The sequence below is a fragment of the Sphingopyxis sp. L1A2A genome (assembly GCF_005502465.1).
Classification (GTDB): Bacteria; Pseudomonadota; Alphaproteobacteria; order Sphingomonadales; family Sphingomonadaceae; genus Sphingopyxis.
The window spans coordinates 21777-33590 of the sequence record NZ_SCOT01000035.1; the positions used below are offsets into that span (position 1 = coordinate 21777).

The window sequence follows — 11814 nt, forward strand, 5'->3', positions numbered from 1 at the left end:
TTGATGCCCCGCCACGCCGTCCTCGACAAAGACCTCCACCGCGACCTGCGCGTCCGTGCCGAAGCGGGCGCTGCGCTGGGCGATGACGCGATGGCGGTGCTGACGGTGCCGAGCGAATTTCGCCGGGTGCAGGCGCATTTTCCGATCCTGTTCCGCCGCGAAACCGGGCGCGACGATTTCACCGCGATGGCGCTGTTCGGGTTCGAGACCGGCGAGAATCTGTTCCTCGCCGGCGGGCGCTGGGACGCGCGCTACCGCCCGCTGTCGCTGGCCGTCCAGCCGTTCCTGATCGGTCGGCCCGCGAACGGCGACGGGCCGGGGCAGGTGCATATAGACCTCGACCACCCGCGCATCGCCGCGGCGGGTGACGGGGTGCGGCTGTTCGACAGCGATGGCATGGCGACGCCGTTTCTGGAGGCGATGGCCGAACGGCTCGGCGACCTTGATGAGGGGTATCGGGACAGCACCGCCTTTTACGCGGCGCTGCGGGCTTATGACCTGCTCGAACCCTTCAGCCTCGAAGTGACGCTCGACGATGGCGCGAAACATTCGCTCGTCGGTTTTCATATCATCGACGAGGCCCGGGTGCGCGCGCTGGGCGGCGATGCGCTTGCCGCGCTGCACGCCGCCGGGCATCTGATGCCGATGTTCATGGCAATGGCGTCGCTGTCGCAATTGTCGGTGCTGGTCGAACGCAAGAACCGCAGGCTCGGTGGTGGCTGAGCAGGACGGCGCCATCTACGACCGCCTGACGCGGGTGCCCGAGCGTGACTGGGACAAAAACGCCGGGCTCGACGCCCTGCTGAATGGCGCGCGCGAACCGTTTGTCTTGCGAGGATTCGTCGCCGACTGGCCGCTGGTGCAGGCGGGTCAGCGATCGGCGGCCGACGCGCGGCGTTATCTGCTCGATCATGCGCGCGACCGCCCGTTCACCGTGTCGATCGGCCCCCCGGGGCACGACGGGCGGCTGTTCTACGATGCCGACATGGCGATGAATTTTCGCACCGGCACCGGCAAGCTCGGCGATATTTTCGCGGGCATCGAGGCCAGCGAGGCGCAGGACGATCCGCGCACCGTCTATCTCGGCTCGATCGACATCCCGGCACATTTCGACGGTCTGGACGAAGCCAACCCCATCGATCTTGGCGACCGCGATCCGTTGCACAGCGTCTGGATCGGTACCCGCACCCGGATCGCGGCGCACAATGATTTTCCCGACAATCTGGCCTGCTGCGCCGCCGGGCGCCGCCGCTTCACGCTGTTCCCGCCCAGCCAGTTTCGCAATCTGTATCTGGGGCCGATCGACAACACCCCCGCGGGGCGGGCGGTCAGCATGGTCGATTTCGACGCCCCCGATCTGGCGGCGCACCCCGGCTTCGTCGCCGCGATGGCCGAGGCGCAAACGGTCGAGCTCGACCCCGGCGACGCGATCTTCATCCCGTCGATGTGGTGGCACCATGTCGAGGGGCTGGCGCCGTTCAACATCCTGGTCAATTATTGGTGGCGCGACACCCCCGCGTGGCTGGGCCAGCCGCAGGAGGCGCTGAACCACGCGATCCTCGCGATCCGCGACCTTGCCCCCGAGGACAAGGCGATCTGGCGCGAGATGTTCGATCATTATGTTTTCGCCAACGACGGCCGGGTGACCGACCATATTCCGCCCGCCGCGCGCAGCGTGCTGGCCCCGCTCACTTCCGAGAGTGCGGGGCGGCTGCGCGCCTTTTTGTTGAGAGCGCTGAACCGATGAACCAGGACAAGCCGATCCAGCGTATCGTCATAGCGGGCGGCGGCACCGCGGGATGGATGGCCGCCGCGGCGATCGCGCGCACCCTTGGCCGCACGGTCGACCTGACGCTGGTCGAGTCCGAGGTGATCGGGACGATCGGGGTCGGCGAATCGACGATCCCGCCCTTGGTCAATTTTAACCGGCTGCTCGGCATCAACGAAGCCGATTTCATGCGCGCGACGCAAGCAACCTTCAAACTCGGCATTTTGTTCGACGACTGGAAAGACGTCGGCTCGCGCTATTTTCACAGCTTTGGGCTGACCGGCAAGGATCATTGGTCGGCGGGCTTCCAGCATTTCTGGCTCTATGGCCGCACCAAGGGGCATGACCAGCCCTATGACGATTATTGCATGGAATTGGTCGCGGCGCTGGAGGGCAAGTTCGCGCATCTGCCCGGCGACCGGATGAATTACGCCTATCAGCTCGATTCAGGACTCTACGCGCGCTTCCTGCGCCAGATGGCCGAAGGTGACGGCACCAAGCGGGTCGAGGGCAAGATCGCGCGCGTCGAGCTGAACAGCGAAAGCGGCGATATCGCGGCGCTGGTACTGGACGGCGAGCGGCGGATCGAAGGCGACCTGTTCCTCGACTGCACCGGCTTTCGCGCTTTGCTCATCGAGGGCGCGCTGCACGCGGGTTTTGACGACTGGACCCATTGGTTGCCGTGCGACGCCGCGATCGCGCTCCAGACCCCCAATGTCCGCCCGCCGGTGCCGTACACGCGCGCGATGGCGCATGATGCCGGCTGGCAATGGCGCATCCCGCTCCAGCACCGCACCGGCAACGGCATCGTCTATTGCAGCCGCTATCTTGACCGCGATGCCGCGCTCGACCGGCTGCTCGGCAATGTCGAGGGCGAGGTACTGACCGAACCCAATTTCCTGCGCTTCGCGGCGGGGGCGCGGCGCCAGCAATGGCATCGCAACTGTATCGCGGTCGGGCTGTCGGGCGGGTTCATGGAGCCGCTCGAATCGACCAGCATCCATTTGATCCAGCGTTCGGTGCTTCGCTTTATCCGCCTGCTGCCGCACGGCCGGGTCAGCGCGCGCGACATCGCCGAATATAACGATCAGCAGATGCAGGATATGGAGCAGATCCGCGACTTTCTGGTCCTGCATTACAAGGCCACCGACCGCCGCGACAGCGCTTTTTGGCGCCAGTGCGCCGCCATGCCGATCCCCGACACGCTCGAACAAAAGATCGAGCTGTTCCGCGAAACCGGTCGGGTGTTCCGACGCAATGAGGAATTGTTCGCCGAAAACAGCTGGGTACAGGTCATGATGGGGCAGGGGATTGCACCGCAAAGCCATCATCCGATCGCCGAAAAACTGCGCGATGACGAGCTTGAGCGGCTGCTCGAAACGATCCGCGCCGAGGTGCAGCAGACCGTCGCCAAGCTGCCCGCGCACGGGGATTATGTCGCACGCTATTGCGGCGCAGTCGTGCCGCAGGCGGCGTGATGCGCGCCACGTTTCTGCTGGCGCTGGCCGCGATGGCGGCGCCCGGTGCGGCGAGCGAACCCGCGGCGGATGGCTGGCGACTCGTCTGGTCCGACGAGTTCGACGGCACCGCGATCGACCGCGGCAAATGGGATTTCGATGTCGATTGCTGGGGCGGCGGCAACAACGAACGGCAATGTTATACCGACAGCCGAAAGAATGCGGCGGTCAAGGATGGCAAGCTGGTCATCACCGCGCGCAAGGAAAAGGCGACCGGTCCCGCCTTTCCGATCGGCCAGCGCGGCGAGGCGGGCAAGGCGAATGCGCGTCAGGCGCGCGACTTCACCTCGGCGCGGCTGGTGACGCGCGGCAAGGCGGCGTGGACCTATGGCCGCATCGAAGTGCGCGCGAGGCTGCCGCAGGGGCAGGGGACGTGGCCCGCGATCTGGATGCTGCCCGAGGGGCATCCCTATGGCACCTGGGCGGCGTCGGGCGAGATCGACATATTGGAGGCGGTGAACCTGGGAGTGCGCTGCGACAGCTGTGTTGGCGGGGTTGAGAACCGCATCCTCGGCACGCTGCACTTCGGCGGCGTCTGGCCGAAGAATGCGCACAAGAGCAATGAGATCGCGCTTCCCGGCAAGCTCGACGATTTTCATGTCTTTGGCATTTTCTGGGACAAGGGGCGGATCAGCTGGACCGTCGACGGCAAAGTCTATGCGACACAGGTCGCGGGCGACTGGCACACCAGCGGATCGGCCGATCCGGCGGCGCCGTTCGACCGTCCCTTTCACCTGATCGTGAACCTGGCGGTCGGCGGCGGGCTGGCCGAGGATCGCGGGATCAAGGGGGTCGACACGCGCGGCTATCCCAAAGCGATGGAAATAGATTGGGTGCGCGTCTGGCAATGCGGCGAGGATGAAGCTAGCAGGGCGCGTTGCGGGACCAGCGGGGGCACAGCGGAATAATGGGGCGTCGGCGGCAGTCGGTCACGATCAAGCATGTTGCGGCCGACGCGGGGGTGTCGCTGCAAACGGTCAGCCGTGTCATCAACAATGAACCCAACGTCCGCCCCGAAATGAAAGAACGGGTGCAGGCGTCGATCGACAAGCTCGGCTATGTCCCCTCGATCGCGGCGCAGCGGATGAGCGGGTCGCGCTCGTATCTGATCCTCGCGATCAATGACCGCGAACGCACGATCGCCGACTGGCGCGGGCGGCAGGGGGTCGACTGGGTCGACCAGATGCTGCTCGGCGGGATGCTGAAATGCGCCGAATATGGCTATCGCATGATCTTCGAGCTCGTCGACACGCACAATGATCATGTCGAGCGCGAATTGCGCGCCGCGATCGCCGCGCTGCAACCCGACGGCGTCATCCTGACCCCACCCCATTCGGACAATCCGCTGATCGTCGGGCTGCTCGACCAGCAGAAGATTCCGTTCGCGCGCATCGGGTCGCGCGGTGGCGACATGGGAATCGCGCTGACGATGGATGACGAAGGATCGGCGCGGCGCGCGACGCGCCACCTGATCGACCTGGGTCACCGGCGCATCGGCTTCATCCCGGGTTCGCCCGAATATAGCCTCAGCCGCTGGCGCGTCGATGGCTGGGAGGGCGAGATGGCGGCGGCGGGCCTGGCCACCGACGGCCTGCTCGCTGAGGGGGATTTCAGCTATGCTTCGGGCGCTGCCGCGGCGCGCCACCTGCTCGCGAGTGGCGATCCGCCGACCGCGATCATCGCCAGCAGCGACCAGATGGCGCTCGCGACGCTTGAAGTCGCGCGCGAACGCGGCGTCGACGTGCCCGGACAATTGTCGATCGTCAGTTTCGACAACACCCCGATCGTCCGTTTCACCCAGCCGCCGCTGACCGCGGTCGATCAGCCGGTCGCCGAAACCGCCTCGCGCGCGGTCGAACTGATCATTGCCGCCCAGCGCGGTGCGCCGCGCCCGACCGACCCGACCCGGGTGCAGGGCGGGCTGGTAGAACGCGGATCGACCGCCGCGCCGCCTGCCGCCCATGGCTGAACCCGGCGGGCCTCGCCGCCAGTCGCTTCCCTTTCTGTTGCTTTATGCGCTCGCTGCCGCCGGCGGCGCGATCGCCTATGTGCCGTTCCTGACGATCTGGCTGCCCGGCCGGATGACCCAGCTGGCGGGCGCCGCCGATGTACAGATGTTGGGTTATGTCACGTTTTTCGGGGCGATCGCCGCCAGCTTGGGCGGCATAGGCTTCGGCTGGCTCAGCGACCGGACCGGCAACCGGCGCGGCTGGGTGCTGACCGGGCTGGCGCTGACCGTCGCGCTGTTGCTCGCGGTGCCTTTGGCGCAGGATATCTGGAGGCTGGTCGCCATCATCGTCGCGTGGCAACTGGCGCTCAACATGATGCTCGGCCCGCTCGCGGCGTGGGCGGGCGACAGCGTCCCCGACGCACAAAAGGGGCTGCTCGGCGGCTTGCTCGCCTTCTCGCCCGCGTTGGGCGCCTGGTCGGGGGCGCTGGTGACATGGCCGGGGCTGGTGCCCATCGAGGCGCGGCTGCTGGTGATCGCGGCGCTGGTGGCGGTGGCGGTGCTGCCGGTGCTGCTGCTCGGTCGGCCACGCGCCTTTGCCGACCTCACCGCCCCGCCGCCGCAGCGCGCGGCCGGCGAATCCGCGCCGCGCCCGACCGGCCCGGCGGTGCGGATGTGGCTGGCGCGCTTGCTGGTCCAGATCGCCGAGGCGGCGTTGTTCGCCTATCTCTATTTCTGGTTCCGCTCGATCGACCCCGATATGCACGACAGCGAAAAGGCAGGGCTGTTCAGCATCGCGCTGACGCTGGCGGTGCCGATCGCGCTGCTCAGCGGCCGCTGGGCCGACCGCCATGACCGACCCTTTCGCCCGCTGGTGGTCAGCGCCGCCGTGTCGGGGCTGGGCATGGTCGGCATGGCGCTGGCGGCGATCCCCGACGCGGCCAAGGCCAGTTATCTGCTCTTCGGTATCGCGACGACGGTGTTCCTGTCGCTCCATGCCAGCCAGACGCTGCGCATATTGCCGCGGTCCGACCGCCGCGGCCGCGATCTGGGTATCTTTAACCTGACCAACACCGTGCCGTCGCTGATCATGCCCTGGCTGACGATTTCGCTGGTGCCGGGGTTCGGTTTCGACGCGCTGTTCCTGCTGCTCGCCGGGCTCACCGGCGTTGCCGTGCTGCTGCTCGCGACGATGCCGCGCACCCGCTAAGCCACCCCGAAACAGAGCACTTGCTTTCGCGCATCCACTATGCGAGACGAATATTGATAACGTTCACATAGAACGATGGGAGAGATGATGCACCGACAGGCAATCGTGATGGCGACCGCGCTGCTGATGGCAGGGACCGCAGCCGCCGCGCAAACTCCGGGCGGCGATGCCGCAACGGTTCATCCCGAACTATGGCCCGCGGCCAAAAGCCCGGCGACGATTTCCGACCCCGCGACCGAGGCGCAGATCGACGCGCTGATCGCGCGCATGACGGTCGAACAAAAGGTCGGCCAGCTGATTCAGGCCGATATCAGCACGATCACGCCAAAAGATCTCGAAACCTGGCCGCTCGGCTCGATCCTGGCGGGCGGCAACAGCGGCCCGAACGGCAATGAACGCTCGACCGCCGCCGATTGGGCCAGGCTGGTCGGCGATTTTCGCGCCGTGTCGCTGCGCCCGCAGGCCAATGGCGTCGCGATCCCGATCATCTTTGGCGTCGATGCCGTCCACGGCCATAATAATATCCCCGGCGCGACCCTGTTTCCGCACAATATCGGCCTCGGCGCCGCGCGCGATCCCGAGCTGATCCAGCGGATCGGCGCGGTGACCGCCGCCGAAATCGCCGGCAGCGGCATCGAATGGACCTTTGCGCCGACCTTGGCGGTGCCGCAGGATCTGCGCTGGGGCCGCAGTTATGAAGGCTATGCCGCCGATCCGGCGCTCGTCGCCGATTACGCCAGGGCAATGGTGCTGGGCTTGCAGGGCGAGCTGGCCAGCGGGCGTTCGATTGGCGCCAGCAAGGTCGCCGCGACGGCCAAGCATTTCCTCGCCGACGGCGGGACGTTCGAGGGCAAGGATCAGGGCGACGCGCGGATCGACGAGAAAGAGCTGATCGCGAAACACGCGATGGGCTATCCCGCCGCAATCGACGCGGGGGCGCTCACCGTGATGGCCAGCTTTTCCAGCTGGAACGGCGTCAAGCACCACGGCAATCAGGGGCTTCTGACCGACGCGCTCAAGCAGAAAATGGGGTTCGAGGGTTTTGTCGTCGGCGACTGGAACGGCCATGGTCAGGTCGCCGGGTGCAGCGTCACCGATTGCGCCCAGTCGATCAACGCCGGGCTCGACATGTTCATGGCGCCCGACAGCTGGAAGGGGCTGTTCGACAGCACGCTGAAACATGCGAAGGACGGCACGCTTTCGGCCGCACGCCTCGACGATGCGGTGCGCCGCATCCTGCGGGTGAAATATAAGCTCGGCCTGTTCGCCGAAGGCCATGTCAGCCGCGGCAATTTCGCCGCGGTCGGCGCGCCAGAGCATCTCGCCATCGCGCGCGAAGCGGTCGCCAAGTCACTAGTTTTGCTCAAGAACAATGGCGGTATCCTGCCGATCAAACCCGGCGCGCGGGTGCTGGTCGCCGGTCCGGCGGCCGACAATATGGCGATCCAGTCAGGCGGCTGGACGATCAGCTGGCAGGGGACCGACGTCGTCCGCTCGGACTTTCCGAACGGCCAGACGATCTGGGAGGCGCTGGACAAATCGGTGCGCGATGCGGGCGGGGTCGCGACGCTGGCGGCCGATGGCACGTTCAAGGGAAAGCCCGATGTCGCGATCGTTGTGTTCGGCGAAGATCCCTACGCCGAATTTCAGGGTGACGTGCCGACGCTCGATTACCAACCGACCGGGGCGACCGACCTTGCGACGCTGAAAAAGCTGAAGGCCGCGGGGGTTCCGGTCGTCGCGCTGTTCCTGTCGGGGCGGCCGATGTTCACCAGCTCCGAAATCAACGCCGCCGATGCCTTCGTCGCGGGCTGGCTGCCCGGGTCGCAGGGCGCCGGAGTGGCCGATGTGCTGGTCGCGGGCAAGGATGGAAAAACGGCGCGCGCCTTTACCGGCACGCTGCCCTTCGCCTGGCCCGCCGACGCACGCTCGCCGGTCGAAAAGCCGCTGTTTCCGGTCGGCTATGGCCTGAAATACGGCGACACACGGGTGGTGGCGAAGCTGTCGGAGGACCTCGGCGTCGATATTACGCAGGCGCTGAACGTCGAGAATTTCTTCTCGGGCGGCCGCGCGCGCGCGCCTTGGGCGCTGACGGTCACCGATGCGGGCGGCTCGCGCCCGGTCGAATCGCCGCCCGCGGCAAGCCCCGGCGGGCTGATCGCGGCGCGATCGGTCGATGTGCGCGCGCAGGAAGATGGCAAAGCCTTTGTGTGGACCGGCCCCGCGGCGCTGCACCTGTCGGGCCCCTATGCCGACCTGTCGCGCCAGCTGAACAACAGCTTCGCCCTGCGCATCGAATGGCGGATCGACGCGGTCGGCGCGGGGCCGGTGCAGGTCGCGCTGGGGGGCAAGGCGTTCGACATATCGGATTGGGCGAAAGCGGCACCAAAGGGGCAGGTTTCGACGATCAAAGTGCCGCTGCGCTGCTTTGCCGACGCCGGCGCCAATCTGCAACGCGTCGATTACGCGCTGTCGGTGCAGGCCGACAAAGGCTTCGCCGCCACGCTGCTGAATACGAATGTCGAAGCCCTGGGGACGAATCTGCCTTGCCCCCCGGCGGTTAAATGACGACACCCCACCAAGGGTAAACCCAAGAACAAATCTGGGAGAGAAAACATGGCTTTGATGCCAGAGATCACGACGAGCGGCGATCCGGTCGCGAGCGACGGCGAGGGGACGCATGTCGATGCGCCCGAACTGCGCCTGTTCGTGATGGGGCTGTTTTTCATTTTCGGCGGCATCACCAGCCTCAACGACGTCATCATTCCAAAGCTCAAAGAGCTGTTCACGCTGAATTATACCCAGGCGATGCTGGTGCAATTCTGCTTCTTCACCGCCTATCTGGTGATCGGGATTCCGGGTGCCAAGCTGGTCAAGAAGATCGGGTATATGCGCGGCGCGGTCGCCGGGCTGTTGACGATGATGGTCGGCTGCTTGCTGTTTATTCCGGCGTCGCAGAACGCGACCTATGCGCTGTTCCTGTTTGCCCTGTTCGTGCTGGCGAGTGGCGTGGTGATCGTCCAGGTCGTCGCCAATCCGCTGATCTCGCTGCTCGGCAAGCCCGAAACCGCGCACAGCCGGTTGACCTTTGCACAGGCGTTCAATTCGCTCGGCACCACCGTGTTCCCGATCGTCGGCTCGATCCTGATCCTCGGCAGCCTGGCGACGATGAGCGCCGATCAGTTGACGGGGGCCGAGCTCGATGCCTATCGCACCGCCGAAACCCAGGCGATCGTCAACGGCTACCTCGGTATCGCGGCGGCGCTTGCGGTGGTCGCGGGCGCGGTGTGGCTGTTCCGCAATCGCTTGCAGGGCGAGCGGCACGAGGCAAGCGCCGGTCTGGCGGGCGTCGATCTGCTCAAGCGCCCGCGCTTCGGCTATGGTGCGCTCTGTATCTTCCTTTATGTCGGTGCCGAGGTGTCGATCGGTTCGCTGGTCGTCAATTATCTGATGCAGCCGGGGGTCATGGCGCTGCCGGAACAGGCCGCGGGCAAGTTGATCGGGCTGTATTGGGGTGGCGCCATGATCGGGCGCTTCATCGGTTCGGCGCTGATGCGGGTGGTCAGCCCCGGCAAGCTGCTGGCGTTTGTCGCGGCGGGTGCGATTGCGCTCATCCTGATTTCGACCAACACCACCGGGACGCTGTCGGGCTATGGCCTGCTCGCGATCGGGTTGATGAACTCGATCATGTTCCCGACGATCTTCAGCCTGGCGTCCGAAAAGCTCGGCAGCCGTGCCGCCGACGGGTCGGGGATCATCAACGTCGCGATCTTTGGCGGCGCGGTTGTGCCGCTCGCAACCGGCGCGATCGCCGACCTAACGGGCAGCCTTGCCACCGCATTGCTGCTGCCCGCGCTCTGCTATGCGGTCATCGCGGGTTTCGGCATCTACGCCCGGCGCCCCGCTGTCTGATACGGCAATCGCCGTGGGGCAGCGCGCTCTGGTGCGCGCTGACCCGCGGCGTCCTGCCCCCTCGCGGGAAGCTGGAATTCAGCTGGGTTCGGCGATTTCGATGCGATTTCGCCCACCCGCTTTTGCCTTGTACAGCGCCTCGTCGGCCGCCTTCAGCGCGCCGCGCGGTTCGCCATAGCCAAAGACGTCGGCGACCCCGCCGGAGAAGGTGATCTGACCGAACGGCTCGTCGGTCTTGCGATTGATCAGCCGGCGTTCGGCGAGCTGTTCGCGCGCGTCATCGAGCTTTTCTGCGGCCTGCGTCGGGGTCAGGCCGCGGAACAGCATGACAAATTCCTCGCCGCCATGGCGCGCCACATGGCAATGGTCGTTTGAAATCCGCGCCAACGTGTCGGCGATCGCCTTGATCACCCGGTCGCCGGCATCGTGGCCGTGCAGGTCGTTGACCTTTTTGAATTCATCGATGTCGCAAAAGGCGACGCTCAGCGGTTCGCACGCGGCGCGCGCTTCCTTGAAATGCCGTTCGAGCAGAATTTCAAAGGCGCGGCGGTTCGGCAGGCCGGTCAGAAAGTCGAGCTCGGCATCGCGTTTGGCGCGCTCAAGGCTGCGGCGCAGCGCCTTTGCCTCGTCCTCGCTCTTGCGCATATCGTCTTCGGCCTTGCGCGTGCGTTCCAGCATCACCTTGGCGAGGTCCGCCAGGCTGGAGACGATCCGCCCGGTTTTCTGGAGCTGTTCCAGATCGTCGACATGCTGTTCGAGTTCGGTCCCATAATCGCTGGTGACGCTACGCGCTTCCTTGGCGTGGACGTGAAAGGATTCGAGATTGGTTTCGAGCCGCGTCATCAGGCGGTCGAGGTCGGCGCGGTCGGGCTGGACATTATCCTGTTCGGCGAGTTCATTGAGCCATTGCTGGCTGATCCCGACGGCCGATTGCGACCGCGTGGTGATCTGCCGCGCCAGCAGCGGGTTCATTCCCGAAAAGGCGGCATGGGCCAGCAGCAGATTGCCCGGCGATACATCCAGATCATTGTCGACCAGAAACGTCATGATCGTGCCGATCAGCTGGTGCCGGGCGAGTTGGGCAAGGTCGCGGGTGCCGCCGCCGTCGGGCGGCGCGTGGCGTCCTGTCGGGAGCGCGCCATGTGCCCGGCGTAGCCCCAGCCAATCCAGAAGCCGTCCTACCGGCTCGTTCGATGGTGTCGCTTTGGTGGTCATGCGATAATTAACGGGCCGCGTGCCACGGATTTAAGCCAGATTCTGCCAGAATGGCGCGACAAAAAGCGTCGCCATTGTGCTAGCACGCCCAAACCAATGCCAAATCAGCTGGTTAGCCAAATGACTATCGGCAGCGGTTCCAGCCCGCCCCGCGCACCGCCCGCCAGACCGGCGCTTGCCTCGTGCCGCTCGCCCTGCAAGCGATTGCGGAACAGCCACACCGCGCCCGCGACCACCGCAAGCG

Annotated in this window: 9 protein-coding genes; 8 read left to right on the forward strand and 1 reads right to left on the reverse strand. The window is 65.9% G+C overall.

All coding sequences use genetic code 11. The annotated features are described in order from the left end of the window. Positions 1–3: 3 nt before the first annotated feature. From FFS68_RS15070 to FFS68_RS15105, 8 genes are all read left to right on the forward strand, one after another. Positions 4–723 (forward strand): SapC family protein, encoded by a 720-nt coding sequence (locus FFS68_RS15070; protein ID WP_171003906.1) that lies wholly within the window; start codon positions 4–6, stop codon positions 721–723. Further along, entirely contained in the window at positions 716–1747 is a 1032-nt protein-coding gene (locus tag FFS68_RS15075; protein WP_137754016.1) for a cupin-like domain-containing protein, read from the forward strand. The genes FFS68_RS15070 and FFS68_RS15075 overlap by 8 nt, the downstream gene beginning before the upstream one ends. Beyond that, positions 1744–3246 (forward strand): tryptophan halogenase family protein, encoded by a 1503-nt coding sequence (locus FFS68_RS15080; RefSeq protein ID WP_137754017.1) that lies wholly within the window; start codon positions 1744–1746, stop codon positions 3244–3246. Before FFS68_RS15075 ends, FFS68_RS15080 begins: the two co-directional genes overlap by 4 nt. Next, a complete protein-coding gene (locus FFS68_RS15085) occupies positions 3246–4193 on the forward strand; it encodes a glycoside hydrolase family 16 protein (RefSeq protein ID WP_137754018.1) in 948 nt (315 codons plus the stop codon). The genes FFS68_RS15080 and FFS68_RS15085 overlap by 1 nt, the downstream gene beginning before the upstream one ends. Continuing rightward, complete coding sequence (locus tag FFS68_RS15090) at positions 4193–5254, forward strand: LacI family DNA-binding transcriptional regulator (protein ID WP_137754019.1); 1062 nt, start codon at positions 4193–4195, stop codon at positions 5252–5254. Before FFS68_RS15085 ends, FFS68_RS15090 begins: the two co-directional genes overlap by 1 nt. Next, entirely contained in the window at positions 5247–6443 is a 1197-nt protein-coding gene (locus FFS68_RS15095; protein ID WP_137754020.1) for an MFS transporter, read from the forward strand. The genes FFS68_RS15090 and FFS68_RS15095 overlap by 8 nt, the downstream gene beginning before the upstream one ends. A gap of 84 nt (positions 6444–6527) precedes the next feature. Next, positions 6528–9011 carry a glycoside hydrolase family 3 N-terminal domain-containing protein gene (locus FFS68_RS15100; RefSeq protein WP_349290387.1) on the forward strand — a complete coding sequence of 828 codons (2484 nt, stop codon included), beginning with the start codon at positions 6528–6530 and terminating at the stop codon, positions 9009–9011. A gap of 48 nt (positions 9012–9059) precedes the next feature. After that, positions 9060–10355: a sugar MFS transporter gene (locus tag FFS68_RS15105; protein ID WP_171003907.1), complete on the forward strand. Its 1296-nt coding sequence runs from the start codon at positions 9060–9062 to the stop codon at positions 10353–10355. A gap of 78 nt (positions 10356–10433) precedes the next feature. Here the strand turns inward: FFS68_RS15105 and FFS68_RS15110 are convergent, their stop codons facing one another. Then, positions 10434–11570, reverse strand: a complete 1137-nt coding sequence (locus FFS68_RS15110; RefSeq protein ID WP_137754022.1) for a diguanylate cyclase — start codon at positions 11568–11570, stop codon at positions 10434–10436. Between the last annotated feature and the right edge of the window lie 244 nt (positions 11571–11814).

Bases quoted from the DNA above. Each gene is read 5' to 3' on its own strand.
- FFS68_RS15070 (WP_171003906.1), top strand. From the start codon at position 4: ATGCCCCGCCACGCCGTCCTCGACAAAGACCTCCACCGCGACCTGCGC.
- FFS68_RS15080 (WP_137754017.1), top strand. From the start codon at position 1,744: ATGAACCAGGACAAGCCGATCCAGCGTATCGTCATAGCGGGCGGCGGC.
- FFS68_RS15085 (WP_137754018.1), top strand. From the start codon at position 3,246: ATGCGCGCCACGTTTCTGCTGGCGCTGGCCGCGATGGCGGCGCCCGGT.
- FFS68_RS15090 (WP_137754019.1), top strand. From the start codon at position 4,193: ATGGGGCGTCGGCGGCAGTCGGTCACGATCAAGCATGTTGCGGCCGAC.
- FFS68_RS15095 (WP_137754020.1), top strand. From the start codon at position 5,247: ATGGCTGAACCCGGCGGGCCTCGCCGCCAGTCGCTTCCCTTTCTGTTG.
- FFS68_RS15100 (WP_349290387.1), top strand. From the start codon at position 6,528: ATGATGCACCGACAGGCAATCGTGATGGCGACCGCGCTGCTGATGGCA.
- FFS68_RS15105 (WP_171003907.1), top strand. From the start codon at position 9,060: ATGGCTTTGATGCCAGAGATCACGACGAGCGGCGATCCGGTCGCGAGC.
- FFS68_RS15110 (WP_137754022.1), bottom strand. From the start codon at position 11,570: ATGACCACCAAAGCGACACCATCGAACGAGCCGGTAGGACGGCTTCTG.